The following is a 16,695-nucleotide window of genomic DNA, read 5'->3' on the forward strand; positions in this document are numbered from 1 at the left end:
CGCCCCCGCCCTCGATCGCGTCCAGCAGGTCCATCACGTCGTCCAGGGTGTTCGCCTCCCGCGCCGGCTTGTCCCAGCGGATGCGGCTGATCCGCGGAAAGCGCATGGCCACGCCGGACTTGTGGCGGCCCGAGCGCTGCAGCCCCTCGAACGCCACCTCCAGCACCAGGCCGAAGTCCCGTTCCGCGCGCACCGACCGCACCGGCCCGAAGCGCTCCACCGTGTGGTCGCGCACGAATTTGTCGAGCTGCTTCAGCTCCTCGTCGGTGAAGCCGAAGTAGGCCTTGCCCACCGGGGTCAGGGCCCCGCCCTCCGTCCAGACGCCGAAGGTGTAGTCCGAATAGAAGCTGGAGCGCTTGCCGCTGCCGCGCTGGGCGTACATCAGCACCGCGTCGATGACGTGCGGGTCGCGCTTCCACTTGAACCACGGCCCCTTCGGCCGGCCGGCCACATAGGGGCTGTCCCGGCGCTTGAGCATCAGGCCTTCCGCCGCCGCCCCGACCGGCGGATCGGCGCGCAGCCGCGCCAGCTCGTTTCCGTCGGCCCAGGGCACCACCGGCGACAGGTGCAGCCGCGGTCCCCCGCGGGCGACCAGCGCCTCCAGCCGCGCCCGCCGCGCCTCGAGCGGCAGCGGGCGCAGGTCCTCGCCGTCCTCCGCGAGCAGGTCGTAGGCGACGATCGCCGCCGGCTGCACCTCCATCACCTTCGCATCGACGGTCTTGCGGTTCAGGCGCTGCTGCAGGTCGGCGAACGGCGCCACCGCCCCGTCGCGCCAGACCACCAGTTCGCCGTCCACGGCGCCTTCGAAGGACAGCCCCGCCATCACGTCCGGAAACGAGCGGGCGATCTCCTCGCCGGTGCGCGAGTAGAGCCGCTCGACCCCGCCCTCCCGCACCGCCTGCACGCGGATGCCGTCCCACTTCCACTCGGCCGCATAGTCCGCGGGATCGAGGCGCGGCAGATCGACGGCCTCGTCCAGCGCCACCGCCAGCATCACCGGGCGGAAGCGGCCGGGCGCATCGGCGCTGGGGCGCGCGGCCCGCCCCTCCAGCCAGGCGAACAGGTCCGCGTACGGCGGGGTGATCGCGTGCCACAGCTCCTCGATCTCCGACGCCTCGACCGGCTCCAGCGGCGTGAGCCCCTCCCCGCCCTCGGGATCCGGCGGTTCCGAGGCCAGCGCCGGCCGCATCATGGCCGCGGCCGTCTTGGCCAGCCGCGCCGACACCCCGACCCGCAGCGCCCCGGTCATCAGCTTGAGCAGCGCCCAGCGGCCCTTCGGCTCCAGCGCGTCGAGCCAGCCCTCCAGCAGGCGGGGGACGTCGCCGCGCCCGGCGGTGCGCAGCGCCTCGACCACCTCGCCCAGCCCCGGCTCCCGGTTCGGCCGGACCTCCGCCTGCCGGGGCCAGATCAGCGCCACCGTCTCGGCCATGTCGCCGACGTAGTCGCGCGACCAGCCGAACAGCACCGGATCGACCCGCGCCTCCACGGCCTTGCGGATCATCGCCGGCTTGGCCGCGTCGAAGTTGAGGTCGCCGGTGAGCGCGGCCAGCGCCCAGCCCCGGTCCGGATCCGGGGTGACGCGGAGATAGTCCCGCAACAGCACCAGCCGGGCGTTGCGCGAGGCGGTCAGGGCCAGACGGTCCAGCAGTTCGGCGAAGGCGCGCATCGGACCCCATCAAGGCACAGCTTTCCCCAAACGCGAAAGCGCCCCGGAAGTCTCCTTCCGGGGCGCCTCGATGTGCGGGGCGGCCGTCCTAGTTGAACAGGCCGGCGATCACCGCGGTGATCAGGCCGCCGGCGACGGCGGCGAGGACCACGTCATTGCCGCTGCGCACGTACTCGTAGCCGTGGGGCGGGCGGGCCAGACCGTAGCGGGCGTAGTCGTTCACGACATAGCCGCTGCTGCGGTAGGCGTAGGGCATGCGCTGGCCGTACGACCACTGCCGGTAGGCATGGCCGCGCGGCGCCACGTAGCGGGGAGCGGCGTACCGGCGCTGCGCCTGCTGCCAGCGGGCGTAGGCCCGTTGCTGCTGGCGGGCGTCGCGGCGGTCCTCGCGGCGCTCCTGCCGCCATTCACGACGATCCTCGCGGCGGTCCTGACGGTACTCGCGCCGATCGTGGCGCTGCTCATAGCGATCGCCGCGCGATTGCGCCTCGGCGGCGGAGGCCACGCCCACGGACCCGAGGGCGAGGGTGGCGGCGACGGCGGCGGTGACGAACTTCTTCATGGGATGTCTCCGGGTGCGGCCGAAGGATTTCGACTTGCCCGCACTATGGAGTCCCGCCGTTGAGCCGCGCCTGAACGGGCGGCCTCATCCGGGGTTCAGCCGGGGGCCGCTTTTCGGACGTGTTTGCTCAGGCCGCCGCCGTTTGCCTCTCGCCGTTGTCCACCAGGGCGCGGACGGCCGCGCGGCCGGCGCCGACGCGGTTCATCACGGCGGCCAGGGCGGCGAAGTCGATCGGCTTGTTGAGGTAGGCGTCGGCGCCCGCCTCCAGACCGGCCTCGTGGTCCTCGACCCGGGCCGAGGCGGACAGCACCACGATCGGCGTCTCCCGGTTCGGGCCTTCCCCCGCGCGGATGGCGCGGGTCGCGGTCAGGCCGTCCATCACCGGCATGTTGACGTCCATCACGATCAGGTCGAAGCGCCGTTCGCCCGCCGCATCGACGGCGATCTGCCCGTTCTCGGCGGTGGCCGAGCGGTGCCCGGCGGACGCCATCCACGCTTCCAGGATCATGCGGTTCACCGGGTGATCCTCGACCACCAGCACGCTCAGGGACTGGCCCCCGTCGAGCTCGGCGACGATCGGACGGGCCTCCTCCTGGCGCGCCCACTCGGTCACGTCGGCCTCCACCGTGAAGGTGAAGGTCGAACCTTCGCCCAGCCGGGAATCGACGGTGATGTCGCCGCCCATGATGTTGGCCATGCGCCGCGAGATGGTCAGGCCCAGGCCGGTGCCGCCGAACCGCCGGGTGGACGAGGCGTCCACCTGGGTGAAGGGCTGGAACAGGCGTTCGAGATCCTCTTCCGAGATGCCGGCGCCGGAGTCCCGGACCGAGAAGTCGAAGCGCACCCGGCGATCGCCGACCCTCTCGCCGCGCACCGTGTAGACGATCTCGCCGGCGTCCGTGAACTTGACGGCGTTCGACAGCAGGTTGTGGATCACCTGGCAGACGCGCAGCGGGTCGCCGCGCACCACCGCCGGGACGTCGCCCTCGACCTGCGCCGTGAAGGTCAGGCCCTTCGCCTCGGCCTGGGCCTGGAAGGGGCCCGTGACCCGCTTGTGCAGATCGTCGACGTCCACGTCCACGATCTCGAAGGTCATCTTGCCGGCCTCGATCTTGGTCATGTCGAGGATGTCGTTGAGCAGCGACAGCAGGTTGTCGCCCGAGTTGCGGATGATCGACAGGTATTCGCGCTGGGTGGCCTCGAGCCGCGTGGCGTTGAGCAGCTGCGCCGCGCCCAGCACGCCGTTCATCGGCGTCCGCAGCTCGTGGGAGATGACCCCGAGGAAGTTCGACTTGGCGTCGGAGGCGGCGTTGGCGCGGTCGCGGGCGGCCTCCAGCTCCTCGATCAGATGGGCCTGGTGCTCCTGAAAGGCGCGGATGCGCTCCTCGCGCAGCATGGTCATCATCACCAGCACGAACAGGCCGGCGGCGGTGAACGGCACGATGGCGAGGAACTGCCAGAACTGCGGCGTGCCCCACAGGCTGCCGGCGATGATCAGGGCGGCCACGCCGTAGGGCGACGAGATGAGCATGGCCTGCCGCGGCGAGCTGCGCAGCTGGGCGAACACCAGCACATAGCCGGACACCAGCAGGGCGAGCGCGAGGGCCGGCCCGAAGGCGGCGCCGGAGAACCACGCCAGCAACGGCGCCGCCGCCCAGGCGGCGGTGGTGGCGGTGGCCACGGCGGGGAACACCAGACCCCAGCCGGTTCCGACGCGCTGGCTGATGCGCTTCTCGAACGCGCCGCGAACCGCCCCGGCGGCCAGGGTGCCGACGAACCATAGCGCGGCGGCGCTGATGCCGACCGTGGCGAGCAGGCCGACGGCCCAGCTGGTGATGATCAGATAACGGAGATACTGGGTCTGCAGGATCGCCCGCAGCGCCTGGGCGGCTTCGCCGGCATCCGGATCGCCTGCGGCCTTGCCGATGCCGTCCGCTTCCACCATGGCGCGCGCCCCCCGAACCTGAACCCGGCGAAACGCTAGGTCCAAGGTTCTAAGACGAAATGAACGATGACGGCCGTGCGACGAACGGCGTTATGCGGAACCGGCCTCGGCGGGAGTGAGCGCGCGGATCGACAGGGCATGCACCGGCCCGGCCAGTTCCTCCCGCAGCAGGCCGGTGATCACCCGCTGGCGTTGCACCCGCCCCTGCCCTTCGAAGGCCCCCGCCACCACCGTCAGATTCAGGTGACTCTCGCCGCCGGACCGCCCGTCCATCCCGCCCTCGTGATGGTGACCGGCGTGCCGCGCGCTGTCGTCCTCGATGACGATCCGCTCCGGCGACAGGCCGGCGATCAGTTTTTCCCGGATTTTCTGCGCGATCGGACCTTCGCTCATCGCCGACTCCTTGTTGCGGACCAATTCGCCCTTACACTTCGGGAGATGTCGTCCGCCTTTCAATACAAGCCCCGCTTCAAGGACATGCGGGTCAAGCCCCCGCGTCCCGAAGAGGAGGCGGCGGCGGCGGACGTGCTCGGCCTCAAGCCGGGCGAGAAGGCCTGCCAGTGGCCGGAGTGCCGTCGCCCCGCGACCGCCCGGGCGCCCAAGTCGCGCGAGCGCCTGAACGACTTCTACGACTTCTGCCAGGGCCATGCGGCCGAATACAACAAGGGCTGGAACTTCTACGCCGGCATGAGCGAGGGCGAGATCCGCGCCGCGCAGGAGAACGAGGCCATGACCGGCGGCCGCCCGACCTGGGAGATGAAGGCGGGCAAGTTCAGCCGCGAGGCCGCCGCCTTCGCCGCCAAGATGGGCACGGCCAACACCCAGGGCGCCGGCAACTGGCGCGACAGCTTCGGCCTGTTCGGCCGCCGCACCCGCGAACAGGCGGCGCCGGAGGGCCAGGACGAGCTGCGCCTCGGGCGCCTCGAGCGCGCCGCGCTCGCCGACCTCGACCTCGACGTCCGCACCGACAGGAAGGCCATCAAGGCCCGCTACCACGAGCTTCTCAAGCGCTTCCACCCCGACCTGAACAAGGGCGACCGGGGCGCCGAGGCCAAGCTCCAGCGGGTGATCAAGGCCTACAAGACCCTCAAGAAGGCCGGGCTGGCCTAGCGTCCCCGGCGGCGGCGCCTACCTCAGGGGGCCCCACCGAAGGAGATCCGCCATGGAAGTCCTGTACCGCGCCCACGCTGTCGCCAGCGGCGGCGGCCGCGAAGACGGCCGCGCCACCACCGACGACGGCAAGGTCGACGTCCGCCTGTCCACCCCGACCGAAATGGGCGGCAAGGGCGGCGACGGGACCAACCCCGAGCAGCTGTTCGCCGCCGGCTACGCCGCCTGCTACCTCGGCGCCCTGCGCCTCGTCGCCGGCAAGGCGGGCACGCCGGTCGGGCCGGACACCAGGGTCCGCTCCACCGTCGGCTTCGGCAGGAACACCCGCGGCGAGGGCTTCAACCTCGACATCGAGCTGCAGGTCGTCGACCACGGCCTGGAGCCGGCGGTCATCGACGACCTGATCCGCAAGGCCCACGCCGTCTGCCCCTACTCCAACGCCACCCGCAACAACGTCGACGTGCGGCTCGGCGCGGCCTAGTCCAGCGTCGTCCGGTACCGGAGCATCGCCAGCGTCCCGACCACCAGCACGAAGAGCAGCAGCGCCAGCAGGCTGTGCCCGGCGTTCTCCAGCCCGACGCCCTTGAGCAGCGATCCCCGCACCACCCGCAGGAAGTGGGTGACGGGGATCGCCGTGCCGATCGCCTGCGCCCAGTCCGGCATGCCGCGGAAGGGGAACATGAAGCCGGACAGCAGGATCGACGGCAGCATGTAGAAGACGCTCATCTGCATCGCCTGCAGCTGGGTCCGGGCCAGGGTCGAGATGAGGAAGCCCAGCGCCAGCGAGCCGACGATGAACAGCAGCAGCCCGGCGCCGAGCGCCAGCCAGCCGCCGCTCATCGGCACCGCGAACAGCACCCGCGCCAGCACCAGGATCACCGTCGCCTGCACCAGCCCCACCAGCACATAGGGCGTCAGCTTGCCGACCATGACCTCGACCGGCCGGACGGGGGTGGCCAGCAGACTCTCCATGGTCCCGCGCTCACGCTCCCGCGCCATCCCCAGCGAGGTCATCATCACCAGCGTCATCGACAGGATCACGCCCAGCAGGCCGGGCACGATGTTGTAGGCGGTGATCGCCTCCGGATTGTAGCGGCGGTGGACCACGACCTCGAACGGAGGCGCGCCCGGCGCCCGCCCGGCCAGCGGACCCGTCAGCTCCCGCGCCAGCGCCTGCTGCGGCAGCTGCGAGAGGGCGGCGACCGCCCCCGAGGTCGCGGACGGGTCGGAGGCGTCGGCCTCCACCAGGATCTGCGCCCGGTCGCCGCGCACCACCCGGCGGGTGAAGTCGGCCGGAATGATCACCGCGAACTGCGCCTCGCCCCGGGCCAGGGCCTGGTCCAGCTCCGCCGTGCTGCGCACCGCCCGCGTGACGGCGAAGTAGCCGCTGTTGTCCAGCGCCGTCAGGACGGCGCGCGAGAAGCCGCCCTGGTCCTGCACCAGCACCGCCGTGGGCAGGTTCCGCGGGTCGTCGTTGATGGCGTAGCCGAACAGCAGCAACTGCACGATCGGCAGCATCAGGATCATGGCGTAGGTCAGCCGGTCGCGCGTCAGCTGCACGAACTCCTTGGCCATCACCGCCCAGGTGCGCGTCAGCGACAGCATCAGGCCGCCTCCGCCTTCGCCGCGGCCCGGTCGTGGATCAGCTGGATGAACACGTCCTCCAGCGTCGGCCGCGTCTCGGTCCAGACCAGCGGCGGCCGCCGGTACGGGGCGATGGCCGCCTCCAGCGCCGCCCGGTCGCGCCCGGACACGTGCAGCACCGTCCCGAACGCCGCCGCCATGTCGACGCCCGCGCCCTGCTTCAGCTCGCGGGCCAGCCGGTCCGCGCCCGGCCCCTCGGCGTGGAAGGTCACCAGCCCCGAGGCGGCGATGACCGCCTCGGCCGTGCCGCGCGCCAGCGTCCGGCCGCCGGCGATATAGGCGATCTCGTGACAGCGCTCGGCCTCGTCCATGTAGTGGGTCGAGACCAGCACCGTCATCCCGTCGGCGGCGAGCGCGTGGATCTCGTCCCAGAAGGTCCGCCGCGCCTCCGGGTCGACCCCCGCCGTCGGCTCGTCCAGCAGCAGCAGGTCCGGTCCGTGCAGGGTGGCGGCGGCCAGCGCCAGCCGCTGCTTCCAGCCGCCCGACAGGGTCTCCGCCAGCTGCGCGCGCCGCGCCGTCAGGCCCAGCCGGTCCAGCGCCCCCTGCACCCGCTCGCGCCGGCGGTCCAGCTCGTGCACCCGCGCGGTGAAGGTCAGGTTCTGCTCGATCGACAGGTCCTCGTAGAGCGAGAACTTCTGGGTCATGTAGCCGACCCGCCGCTTGATCTCCCGCGACTGCCGCAGCACGTCGAAGCCCAGCACGGTCCCCTCGCCGCTGTCCGGGCGCAGCAGGCCGCACAGCATGCGCAGCGTCGTCGTCTTCCCCGCCCCGTTGGGGCCGAGAAAGCCGCAGATGCGGCCCCGCTCCACCACGATGCCGAAGTCCTTCACCGCCTGCAGGCGGCCGAACGACTTGTTCAGCCCGCGTACGTCGATGACCGGGTCCGCGGCGGCCACCTAGTCCTCCGCGGCCAGCGGGATCACGTCGACCGGCAGGCCCGGGTTCAGCGTCGCCGCCCCCTCCGGCTGGGCCTCGATGCGGTAGACCAGCCGGTCGCGGCTGCCGCGGCTGTACAGCACCGGCGGGGTGAACTCCGGCCGCGGGCTGACCCAGGCGATCCGCGCCCGCCCCTCGCCCGCGCAGCCGTCACAGGTGAAGCGCACCGTCCGGCCCGGCCGGTAGCGCGCCATCTCCGCCTCGGGCGCGAAGAAGACCAGCCGGACCTCGTTGTCCGGCAGCAGGGCCAGCACCGGCTGGTTGGCCGCCGCCCACTCGCCGGGGCGGAAGAAGATCTCCTCGACCCGCGCCGCCGCCGGCGCGGCCGGGGCCAGCTGGCCCAGCCGGGCCCGCGCCTCGGCCAGGCCGCCCTGCGCCTGCTCCGCCTGCCGCTCGGCCGCCGCCACCGCGTCGCGACGGGCGCCCAGGGTCGCCACCTCGCGCCGCCGCCGCACCGCCGCCGTCTGCGCCCGCGCCGCATCGCGCGCCGCCCGCACCTGGTCCAGCCGCGCCGGGGCGTAGATCCCCTGCCGCACCAGCGGCTCGATCCGGGCGAAGTCCGCCTCGGCCTGGCGCTCCGCCGCCAGCGCCGCCTGCAGCTCCGCCTCGAACACCGACAGCTCCTCGGCGCGCTGCCCCTTGCGCAGGTCCTCGACCCGCGCCTCGGCCGCCCCCACCGCCGCCGCCGCGCTCCCGGCCTGGGCCTGCTGCACCGCCGGGTCGATCAGGAAGGTGCGGCCGCCCGCGGCGACCCTTTCCCCCTCGCGCACGTACAGTTCGGCCACGGCCCCCGACACGGGCGCGGCCAGATAGACCCGCTCGCCCTCGATATAGCCGGTCAGCACCCGCGGCCCGCCGTCCCGGGCGACCAGCGCCCAGACCAGCAGCCCGACAAGGATCACCCCGGCGATCGCCAGCACCGGCCGCAGACGCTTCATGGCCGCATCCCCTTCAGCACCGTTTCCACATGCTGCTCCGCCAGCGCCACCACGTCGACGGGCTCGGCCCCGACCGGCTCGAAGGTCTCGCGCCACACCATCGACAGCACCATCGGCCCCATGAGGCCGAAGGCGAACAGGCGCGGATCGCCGGCCCGCACCTCGCCGCGGGCCTGCGCCTTCGCGATCAGCCCGCTGATCAGCTGCACCCCCGGCTCGACCACGGTCTCGCGCCAGATGGCCGCCAGCTCGGGATGGTTGCGGCTCTCGGCGATGACCAGCTTGACCACCCCGGTGATGCGCCGGTCGCTCACCACCTGCCGCGCCAGCATCGGCAGGGCCAGGCGCGCCACCTGCTCCAGCGGCAGGTCGGCGGCGGCCACCGCCCTGACCCGGTCGATGTTCGGCGAGATCGCGTCCGTCACCACCGCCCGGAACAGGTCGGCCTTGGTTTCGAAATACAGGTACAGCGCGCCCTTCGAGACGCCGGCGCGCTTCGCCACCTCCTCCAGCCGCGCCGCCTGGAAGCCGCGCGCGGCGAACACCTCCAGCGCGGCGGCGAGGATCTCGGCCGGGCGGTCCGCGGGTCGGCGACGGAATTTCGGCTCGCCGGGCGGGAGCATCCGGCCCTCTTGCTGACTGACGCGTCAGTTATTACGGCCGGGGCCGCCGTCTGTAAAGCGGCGTTCTTCCAGCCGGCGTCCGCTGGCGCTGGACCGGGCGCGGCCGCCCTCTTAAGTGTGCCCCCATGACCTCCCCCCTCGACTCCTCCCCCGATCCGCTGCTGACCCTCGAACCGCACCGCAAGGTGAGCGTGCGCGAGATGTTCGGGGTGGACTCGGACATGGTGGTGCCGGCCTTCGACACCCGCGACAGCCATGTGCCGGACATCGACGACGCCTACCGCTTCGATCCGCAGACGACGCTCGCCATCTGCGCCGGCTTCGCCTTCGACCGCCGCGTGATGGTCCAAGGCTATCACGGCACCGGCAAGTCGACCCACATCGAGCAGGTCGCCGCCCGCCTCAACTGGCCGCTGGTGCGCGTCAACCTCGACAGCCACGTCAGCCGCATCGACCTTGTCGGCAAGGACGCCATCGTCCTGAAGGACGGCAAGCAGGTCACCGAGTTCCGCGAGGGCATGCTGCCCTGGGCGCTGCAGCGCCCCATCGCCCTGGTGTTCGACGAGTACGACGCCGGCCGCCCCGATGTGATGTTCGTGATCCAGCGGGTGCTCGAGGCCCAGGGCCGCCTGACCCTGCTCGACCAGAACCGGGTGATCCGCCCGAACCGCTTCTTCCGCCTGTTCGCCACCACCAACACCATCGGCCTCGGCGACACCTCGGGCCTCTATCACGGCACCCAGCAGATCAACCAGGGTCAGATGGACCGCTGGAACATCGTCACCACGCTCAACTATCTCGACCACGACGTCGAGGCCGAGATCGTGGCCGCCAAGGTGCCCGAGTGGAACGACGCCGAGGGCAAGCGCCGCATCGCGGCCATGGTCCGCGTCGCCGACATGACCCGCAACGCCTTCATGAACGGCGACATCTCGACGGTGATGTCGCCGCGGACGGTGATCACCTGGGCCCAGAACGCCATCATCTTCGGCGGCGACGTGGCCCTCGGCTTCCGCCTCACCTTCCTCAACAAGTGCGACGAGCTGGAGCGCCCGACCATCGCGGAGTTCTACCAGCGCGCGTTCGGCGAGGATCTGCCGGAAGCGGCGACGCGGGTGAAGGTGGGGTGATGCTGCTCCACTCGATACTCGCGGGGATCGCCCTTGTGCAGGCGGGTACCGGGGATCGGCCGCCGAGGCCGACGGACGAGCAGTTGCTGGCCCGGCTGGTCTCGGAAGCGCCAGCCGCTCGGGTGCTGTCTGTCGACTTCAGAGATCCCGCGCGAGGCGATGGACGGGTCGGTTGCGGATTGGCCGAGATCCACGGCCACGTAGAGCCCTTCACCGTCTTCACGGGCTGGCGGGAGGCCGAAGAAACTCGCATCGGCAGCATGCAGGTCACGATCGTCGGGGACGACGGTCAGCCAGAAGTGCACACCCTGGAGCCGCCGGAGCCGGAGCCGGCGCATTGGAGCACGCACACCTCCCTGCCGACCCATGAGGATCGCGACGACGACGGCGATATCGACCGCCACGACCGCAACTTTGATGTTCTTCGCAGGCAGATGGCGCTGAACCTCTGCAAACACATCGCGAAGCCGGAAGGCGCGACATGGCCCACAGAACTCGAACCTGATCCCGATCCGGCTCGTGCGGAACGCAATCGCCGGCTTGCGCGGGCGACGGTCGCCCTTCTTTTCGGAGGCGCAGCCCGTTCCGCCCCGCCTGCGGAACGGGAGTAGAATTCAGGCCGCCCTGGGCCTGATCAGCTCCAGCGCCGCACCCATCTTCGACCGCTGCACGCGCAGATCGTAGCTGTTCTGGAGCCGCAGGAAGAACCCTTCGCTCATGCCCCAGTAGCGGGCCAGCCGCAGGTCGGTGTCGGCGGTGATCGCCCGCTTGCCCAGCACGATCTCGTTGATGCGCCGCGGCGATACGCCGATGGCGTTGGCGAGCGCGGTCTGGCTCAGCCCGGCGGGGAGGATGAACTCCTCCAGCAGAATCTCACCTGGCGTCACCGGATCCACCACCACCTCAGTGGTAGTCGCAGATTTCGACATCCTCAGCGCCTCCATCGATCCAGCGGAAGCAGATCCGCCACTGCTGATTGATCCGGATAGAGTGCTGACCTTTCCGATCGCCGGACAATGACTCCAGCCGATTGCCCGGCGGGAGTCTCAGGTCGTCCAGCCGCGAGGCCGCCTCGATCAGCTCCAGCTTCCGTTGCGCCACGCGCCGGATATCTGGCGGCAATCGCCGCGAGGCGATCCCGGCCCAGAAGCGCTCCGTCTCGCGGTCGCGGAAGCTTCGGATCATTCCCCTCTCTCTATAACGTATAACGTTATACGTGGCAAGCAGGTGGGCCCACAGCCGGGCGTATCACGGAATGCTAGCCCCGTTCCGCCACGCCCCCGCCGCCATCTCCCGCGCCGTCTCCCGCACATCCGCCGGCCAGCCCGCCACCGCCGCGTCGAACGCCGTCCAGTCGCCGGCGAACAGCATGCGCGTCGCCTCCTCGTAGCCCGGCCGGTCCCCGGCCATGGCGGTGATGAAACGGTAGGCGGCCTCCTTCGCCCGGCGCGCCCGCTCGGGCCCCTCCCCGGCCTTCATCTGCGCCTCGACCAGCTTGCGCAGCGCCACCGAGGCGCCGCCCGGCTGGGCCGCCAGCCAATCCCAGTGGCGCGGCAGCAGGGTCACCTCGCGCGCGACCACGCCCAGCTTCGGCCGACCCGGCCCGCGCTTCTCCGGCGCCGGCGGCGGGGCCAGGGCCGCGCGCGCCGTCTGGAGGCTGCGCAGGTCGAGATCCACCGGCCGGCCGCTGACCAGCTCGAACACCGCCGGCGCCCCGCCCCGGACGGCGGCGGCGTGGATCGCCGGCAGGGCGCGGGAGAGCGGCGCGCGGGCGATGCGGCGGTCGCCGACGAAGGCGACGACGGGCAGATCGGCGGGAATGGGCATGGAAACCTCCTCAGCGGCCGCGCCTGCGACCGTTTCCGGCGCAGGGCGCGCGCAGGCTTTCCTCCGGGCGCGACAGAGGTCCGGCGACGGTGCGCATTCGGGACTCACGGGACCGTCGGGCCCCTGTTCTTCCGGATTTACCCGGACCCAACCGGGCGATCAATATCGCCCGGGTGAAACCCTCAGGCGATCTCCGGCGGCGGCGGGGCGACGCGGCTGTGGCGGCGCACCACCGCGCCGATCGTGCCGCCCTGGACCAGCACCGAGAACAGCACCACCACATAGGTCGCCGCCAGCAGCACGTCCTTCATCGGCCCCGGCGGCAGCGACAGGGCGAGGGCGATGGAGATGCCGCCGCGCAGCCCGCCCCAGGTCATGGTCGGGAAGGCCAGGCCGAACGGCAGCAGACGCCGCCACGCCAGCAGCGGCAGCCCCACCGAGGCCGCCCGCGCCGCCAGCACCAGCGGCACGGTCAGCAGACCCAGCCCCAGCAGGCCCAGTCGCTCCGCCAGCACCACCGCCTCCAGCCCGATGAGCAGGAACAGCACCGCGTTCAGCACCTCGTCGAGCAGGGCCCAGAACTTCAGCAGATAGTCGCGGGTGGTGTCGCTCATCGCCTCGGCCACCCCCTTGTTGCCGATCAGCAGCCCGGCCACGGCCATGGCCACCGGCCCGCTGATGTGCAGGGCCGAGGCCAGCGAATAGCCGCCCATGACCACCGCCAGGCTGACCAGCACCTCGACCGCATAGTCGTCGATGGCCTTCATGGCGCTGTAGCCGATCCAGCCGACGACCAGGCCGAGCACCGCCCCGCCCAGGGCCTCCACCACGAACAGCTCCAGCGCGTGCGGCAGGGAGAAGGCGGTCCCGGCGGCGGCCGAGGCCAGCAGGATGGAGAAGATCACCACCCCGACCCCGTCGTTGAACAGGCTCTCGCCGGCGATCGTCGCCTGCAGGGTCGGCGGCACCCGGGCGGTCTTCAGCACCCCCATCACCGCCACCGGGTCGGTCGGGCTGATCAGCGCCCCGAACACCAGACACCAGGCCAGCGGCACGGCGACGCCCATCAGCCCGGTCAGCAGCCAGAAGCCGCCGCCCACCAGCACGGTCGAGGCGACCACGCCGATGGTGCTGAGCAGGGCGATCTGCCACCGCCCCCGCCGCAGCTGGTCGAGGTCGACGTGCAGCGCCCCGGCGAACAGCAGGAAGGAGAGCATCCCCTCCATCAGGGTCTCGTGGAAGTCGATGTCCTCGAGGAAGCCGCCGACCACCCCGCCCAGGTCGCTCTGCGGCAGCAGCCGGTCCGCGATGATCACCACCACCGAGGCGAGCGCCCCCATCATGGTCAGCGCCACCGTCGAGGGCAGCTTCAGGAAGCGGTGGTTGAACCACCCCAGGGCGGCGGACAGGACGATCAGGATGGCCGCGGCGTCGAGGGGCGAGAGGGCGGCGTGCATGGCGGGTCTCCGGCGGGCGTCCGGCTCCTGTCTAGACGCCCGGGCCCGGCTCGCCCACCCGATCCGCGCGCCTGCGCGGGCGACGATGCGCCCGATCGCCGCGTCCGGAACCGCCGCCCGCCGGCCGCGCTTCCGCAGGACCAAAGGCTCACCTCATCGAGGAAAGGGAACTCCCATGACCGACCAGCGCATCGACGGCGTCGCCAACGAGATGGAGGGCAAGGTCCAGGCCGCCTCCGGCAAGTTCGCCGGGGACGCGAAGATGCAGATCGAGGGCCGGCTGAAGCAGGCCAAGGGCCAGGCCCAGCAGGCCTACGGCCGGGTCCTCGACGGCCTCGACGGTCTGGTGGAGAAGGCGCCGGCCGGCGTCCAGGGCCACGCCCGCACCGGCCTCGACTTCGCCCGCCGCAAGCCGCTGCTGACCACCGGCATCGTCGCCGGCCTGGCCATCCTGCTCAGCGGCATGGGCCGCCGCCGCTAGACGGCGCGCCGCATACGAAAAAGGCCCCGGCGTCGCCGCCGGGGCCTGTGTCGCGGGCGGGCCGGTCAGCCCGCCGCTTGGTCCGCGGTCTCCTTCGCCGGCGCGCCGGCGGGGCCGGTGACGTCGAAGACGATCTTGCCGTCCTTCAGCTCGACCTTCACATGCCCGCCGCGGGTCAGACGCCCGAACAGGATGTCGTCGGCCAGCGGCTTCTTGATGTGCTCCTGGATGACCCGGGCCAGCGGCCGCGCCCCGTAGAGCTCGTCGAAGCCGTTCTTGGCCAGCCAGTCGGCCGCCTCGTCGGTCAGCTCGATGGTGATGTTGCGGTCCGCCAGCTGGGCTTCCAGCTGCAGCACGAACTTGGTCACCACCGACCGGATGGTCCCGGCGTCCAGCGCCTTGAAGGCGACGATGGCGTCGAGCCGGTTGCGGAACTCCGGCGCGAACAGGCGCTGGATGGCCTTGTCGTCCTCGCCCTCGACCTTGCCGCGGCCGAAGCCGATGGCCGCCCGCGCATTGTCGGCGGCGCCGGCGTTGGTGGTCATGATCAGGATGACGTTCCGGAAATCGACCTTCTTGCCGACCGCGTCGGTCAGCTGGCCGTTGTCCATCACCTGCAGCAGGATGTTGTAGACGTCCGGGTGCGCCTTCTCGATCTCGTCCAGCAGCACCACGGCGTGCGGATGCTGGTCGACGGCGTCGGTCAGCAGCCCGCCCTGGTCGTGGCCGACGTAGCCCGGAGGCGCGCCGATCAGCCGCGAGACGGTGTGCCGCTCCATGTACTCGGACATGTCGAAGCGCAGCATCTCGATGCCCAGGGTCGAGGCCAGCTGGCGCGCCACCTCGGTCTTGCCGACGCCGGTCGGGCCCGAGAACAGGAAGGCGCCGATCGGCTTCTGCGGGTCGCGCAGGCCGGCCCGGGCCAGCTTCATCGCCGCCGAGACCTGCTCGATCGCCGCCTCCTGGCCGAACACCACGCGGTTCAGGTCGGCCTGCAGCTCGCGCAGCGACTCGGTGTCGGACTTGGACACCGACTTCGGCGGGATCCGCGCCATGCGGGCGATCACGGCCTCGACCTCCTTCTGGCCGATGACCTTCTTCCGCTTGGACTCCGGCAGCAGCATCTGCGACGCCCCGGCCTCGTCGATCACGTCGATCGCCTTGTCCGGCAGCTTGCGGTCGGTCATGTAGCGCGCCGACAGCTCCACCGCCGTGCGGATCGCCGCATCGGTGTAACGCAGCTTGTGGTGCCCCTCGTACGAGGTCTTGAGCCCCTTCAGGATGCGGATGGTGTCGTCGACGGTCGGCTCGTTGACGTCGATCTTCTGGAAGCGCCGCGCCAGGGCCCGGTCCTTCTCGAAGTGCTGGCGGTACTCCTTGTAGGTCGTCGAGCCCATGCAGCGCAGCGCGCCGGAGGCCAGGGCGGGCTTCAGCAGGTTCGAGGCGTCCATCGCCCCGCCGGAGGTGGCGCCGGCCCCGATCACCGTGTGGATCTCGTCGATGAACAGCACCGCGTCCTCGTGCTGCTCCAGCTCCTTGACCACCTGCTTGAGGCGCTCCTCGAAGTCGCCGCGGTAGCGGGTGCCGGCCAGCAGCGCGCCCATGTCGAGGCTGTAGATGGTGGCGTTCTTCAGGACGTCCGGCACCTCGCCCTTGACGATCTTGCGCGCCAGGCCCTCGGCGATGGCGGTCTTGCCGACGCCGGGGTCGCCGACCAGCAGCGGGTTGTTCTTGGTCCGCCGGCACAGGATCTGGATCGAGCGCTCGACCTCGGCGGTCCGCCCGATCAGCGGGTCGATCTTGCCCTCGCGGGCCTTGGCGTTGAGGTCGACGCAGTAGGCGTCCAGCGCCTCGCCGCCGGTCTTGGCCGCCGCGGCGTCCTCGGCGTCCTCGGGGCTGCCGGCGGCCTTGGCCGGACGGGTCTCGCCCGCCCCCGGCTTCTTGGCGATGCCGTGGGCGATGAAGTTCACCGCGTCATACCGCGTCATGTCCTGCTCCTGCAGGAAGTAGGCGGCGTGGCTCTCGCGCTCGCTGAAGATGGCGACCAGCACATTGGCGCCGGTGACCTCCTCGCGGCCCGAGGACTGGACGTGGATCACGGCGCGCTGGATCACCCGCTGGAAGCCGGCCGTCGGCTTGGCGTCGTCGCCGTCCGAGGTGGCGAGCGCCGCCAGGTCGGTGTCGACGTACAGCGTCAGGGCGGTCTTCAGCGCCGTCAGGTCGACGTTGCAGGCGGTCATCACATTGGCCGCGTCGGGGTCGTCGACGAGCGCCAGCAGCAGGTGCTCGAGCGTGGCGTACTCGTGCCGGCGCTCGTTGGCGTAGTGCACCGCGCGGTGCAGGGTCTCTTCGAGAGGACGGGAAAACGAGGGCATG

The 16,695-nt window shown here is 71.5% G+C and carries 18 protein-coding genes; 5 read left to right on the plus strand and 13 right to left on the minus strand.

Annotated features, from left to right (window positions below; translation table 11 throughout):
* The 4 genes from H2038_RS11340 to H2038_RS11355 all read right to left on the minus strand — a co-directional run.
* Positions 1–1,666 (minus strand): cisplatin damage response ATP-dependent DNA ligase (locus H2038_RS11340; protein WP_292113091.1); only part of this gene is annotated, 1,666 nt, incomplete at its 3' end.
* A gap of 88 nt (positions 1,667–1,754) precedes the next feature.
* The gene (locus H2038_RS11345) at positions 1,755–2,228 is read right to left on the minus strand and encodes an RcnB family protein (RefSeq protein ID WP_292113093.1); all 474 of its coding nucleotides are present in this window, start codon (positions 2,226–2,228) and stop codon (positions 1,755–1,757) included.
* Between the two features lie 127 nt (positions 2,229–2,355).
* Entirely contained in the window at positions 2,356–4,173 is a 1,818-nt protein-coding gene (locus tag H2038_RS11350) for an ATP-binding protein (RefSeq protein ID WP_292113096.1), read from the minus strand.
* Between the two features lie 90 nt (positions 4,174–4,263).
* A complete protein-coding gene (locus tag H2038_RS11355) occupies positions 4,264–4,566 on the minus strand; it encodes a BolA family transcriptional regulator (RefSeq protein ID WP_292113098.1) in 303 nt (100 codons plus the stop codon).
* A 45-nt stretch (positions 4,567–4,611) separates the two neighbouring features.
* Between H2038_RS11355 and H2038_RS11360 the strand changes: the two genes are divergently transcribed.
* Entirely contained in the window at positions 4,612–5,283 is a 672-nt protein-coding gene (locus H2038_RS11360) for a J domain-containing protein (RefSeq protein WP_292113100.1), read from the plus strand.
* Between the two features lie 52 nt (positions 5,284–5,335).
* Positions 5,336–5,764 carry an organic hydroperoxide resistance protein gene (locus H2038_RS11365; RefSeq protein ID WP_292113103.1) on the plus strand — a complete coding sequence of 143 codons (429 nt, stop codon included), beginning with the start codon at positions 5,336–5,338 and terminating at the stop codon, positions 5,762–5,764.
* Here H2038_RS11365 and H2038_RS11370 read toward each other — a convergent pair.
* From H2038_RS11370 to H2038_RS11385, 4 genes are read right to left on the minus strand one after another with little or no spacing between them, the layout of a single operon-like run.
* Complete coding sequence (locus H2038_RS11370) at positions 5,761–6,888, minus strand: ABC transporter permease (RefSeq protein ID WP_292113106.1); 1,128 nt, start codon at positions 6,886–6,888, stop codon at positions 5,761–5,763. The genes H2038_RS11365 and H2038_RS11370 overlap by 4 nt on opposite strands.
* Positions 6,888–7,823: an ABC transporter ATP-binding protein gene (locus tag H2038_RS11375; protein ID WP_292113109.1), complete on the minus strand. Its 936-nt coding sequence runs from the start codon at positions 7,821–7,823 to the stop codon at positions 6,888–6,890. Before H2038_RS11375 ends, H2038_RS11370 begins: the two co-directional genes overlap by 1 nt.
* Complete coding sequence (locus H2038_RS11380; protein ID WP_292113112.1) at positions 7,824–8,801, minus strand: HlyD family efflux transporter periplasmic adaptor subunit; 978 nt, start codon at positions 8,799–8,801, stop codon at positions 7,824–7,826.
* Positions 8,798–9,424 carry a TetR/AcrR family transcriptional regulator gene (locus H2038_RS11385; RefSeq protein ID WP_292113115.1) on the minus strand — a complete coding sequence of 209 codons (627 nt, stop codon included), beginning with the start codon at positions 9,422–9,424 and terminating at the stop codon, positions 8,798–8,800. The genes H2038_RS11380 and H2038_RS11385 overlap by 4 nt, the downstream gene beginning before the upstream one ends.
* A 125-nt stretch (positions 9,425–9,549) precedes the next feature.
* Between H2038_RS11385 and cobS the strand changes: the two genes are divergently transcribed.
* Positions 9,550–10,554 carry a cobaltochelatase subunit CobS gene (cobS, locus tag H2038_RS11390; protein WP_292113118.1) on the plus strand — a complete coding sequence of 335 codons (1,005 nt, stop codon included), beginning with the start codon at positions 9,550–9,552 and terminating at the stop codon, positions 10,552–10,554.
* The gene (locus tag H2038_RS11395) at positions 10,554–11,165 is read left to right on the plus strand and encodes a hypothetical protein (RefSeq protein ID WP_292113121.1); all 612 of its coding nucleotides are present in this window, start codon (positions 10,554–10,556) and stop codon (positions 11,163–11,165) included. The genes cobS and H2038_RS11395 overlap by 1 nt, the downstream gene beginning before the upstream one ends.
* Positions 11,166–11,168: 3 nt before the next feature.
* Here H2038_RS11395 and H2038_RS11400 read toward each other — a convergent pair whose 3' ends face one another.
* The 4 genes from H2038_RS11400 to H2038_RS11415 form a co-directional block, all read right to left on the minus strand.
* Positions 11,169–11,483: a HigA family addiction module antitoxin gene (locus H2038_RS11400; RefSeq protein WP_292113123.1), complete on the minus strand. Its 315-nt coding sequence runs from the start codon at positions 11,481–11,483 to the stop codon at positions 11,169–11,171.
* Positions 11,458–11,739 carry a type II toxin-antitoxin system RelE/ParE family toxin gene (locus tag H2038_RS11405; protein ID WP_292113127.1) on the minus strand — a complete coding sequence of 94 codons (282 nt, stop codon included), beginning with the start codon at positions 11,737–11,739 and terminating at the stop codon, positions 11,458–11,460. Before H2038_RS11405 ends, H2038_RS11400 begins: the two co-directional genes overlap by 26 nt.
* Before the next feature lie 63 nt (positions 11,740–11,802).
* Complete coding sequence (locus H2038_RS11410; RefSeq protein WP_292113129.1) at positions 11,803–12,381, minus strand: DUF2239 family protein; 579 nt, start codon at positions 12,379–12,381, stop codon at positions 11,803–11,805.
* A gap of 182 nt (positions 12,382–12,563) precedes the next feature.
* Positions 12,564–13,838, minus strand: a complete 1,275-nt coding sequence (locus H2038_RS11415) for a sodium:proton antiporter (protein ID WP_292113132.1) — start codon at positions 13,836–13,838, stop codon at positions 12,564–12,566.
* 175 nt (positions 13,839–14,013) lie between these two features.
* Between H2038_RS11415 and H2038_RS11420 the strand changes: the two genes are divergently transcribed.
* Positions 14,014–14,319 carry a CsbD family protein gene (locus tag H2038_RS11420; protein ID WP_292113135.1) on the plus strand — a complete coding sequence of 102 codons (306 nt, stop codon included), beginning with the start codon at positions 14,014–14,016 and terminating at the stop codon, positions 14,317–14,319.
* Positions 14,320–14,384: 65 nt separating this feature from the next.
* On the opposite strand, the gene clpA is transcribed toward H2038_RS11420, so the two are convergent.
* Positions 14,385–16,694, minus strand: a complete 2,310-nt coding sequence (clpA, locus tag H2038_RS11425) for an ATP-dependent Clp protease ATP-binding subunit ClpA (RefSeq protein WP_292113137.1) — start codon at positions 16,692–16,694, stop codon at positions 14,385–14,387.
* Position 16,695: the final 1 nt, after the last annotated feature.

Origin of the sequence: Brevundimonas sp., from assembly GCF_013912005.1 — a bacterium.
In the GTDB taxonomy this organism is placed as follows: Bacteria; Pseudomonadota; Alphaproteobacteria; order Caulobacterales; family Caulobacteraceae; genus Brevundimonas.

Coding starts and splice junctions, on each gene's coding strand:
- H2038_RS11380 (WP_292113112.1), bottom strand. CDS start 8,801: ATGAAGCGTCTGCGGCCGGTGCTGGCGATCGCCGGGGTGATCCTTGTC.
- cobS (WP_292113118.1), top strand. CDS start 9,550: ATGACCTCCCCCCTCGACTCCTCCCCCGATCCGCTGCTGACCCTCGAA.
- H2038_RS11350 (WP_292113096.1), bottom strand. CDS start 4,173: ATGGTGGAAGCGGACGGCATCGGCAAGGCCGCAGGCGATCCGGATGCC.
- H2038_RS11385 (WP_292113115.1), bottom strand. CDS start 9,424: ATGCTCCCGCCCGGCGAGCCGAAATTCCGTCGCCGACCCGCGGACCGC.
- H2038_RS11365 (WP_292113103.1), top strand. CDS start 5,336: ATGGAAGTCCTGTACCGCGCCCACGCTGTCGCCAGCGGCGGCGGCCGC.
- H2038_RS11420 (WP_292113135.1), top strand. CDS start 14,014: ATGACCGACCAGCGCATCGACGGCGTCGCCAACGAGATGGAGGGCAAG.
- H2038_RS11400 (WP_292113123.1), bottom strand. CDS start 11,483: ATGTCGAAATCTGCGACTACCACTGAGGTGGTGGTGGATCCGGTGACG.
- H2038_RS11355 (WP_292113098.1), bottom strand. CDS start 4,566: ATGAGCGAAGGTCCGATCGCGCAGAAAATCCGGGAAAAACTGATCGCC.
- H2038_RS11370 (WP_292113106.1), bottom strand. CDS start 6,888: ATGCTGTCGCTGACGCGCACCTGGGCGGTGATGGCCAAGGAGTTCGTG.
- clpA (WP_292113137.1), bottom strand. CDS start 16,694: ATGCCCTCGTTTTCCCGTCCTCTCGAAGAGACCCTGCACCGCGCGGTG.
- H2038_RS11410 (WP_292113129.1), bottom strand. CDS start 12,381: ATGCCCATTCCCGCCGATCTGCCCGTCGTCGCCTTCGTCGGCGACCGC.
- H2038_RS11345 (WP_292113093.1), bottom strand. CDS start 2,228: ATGAAGAAGTTCGTCACCGCCGCCGTCGCCGCCACCCTCGCCCTCGGG.
- H2038_RS11415 (WP_292113132.1), bottom strand. CDS start 13,838: ATGCACGCCGCCCTCTCGCCCCTCGACGCCGCGGCCATCCTGATCGTC.
- H2038_RS11360 (WP_292113100.1), top strand. CDS start 4,612: ATGTCGTCCGCCTTTCAATACAAGCCCCGCTTCAAGGACATGCGGGTC.
- H2038_RS11395 (WP_292113121.1), top strand. CDS start 10,554: ATGCTGCTCCACTCGATACTCGCGGGGATCGCCCTTGTGCAGGCGGGT.
- H2038_RS11405 (WP_292113127.1), bottom strand. CDS start 11,739: ATGATCCGAAGCTTCCGCGACCGCGAGACGGAGCGCTTCTGGGCCGGG.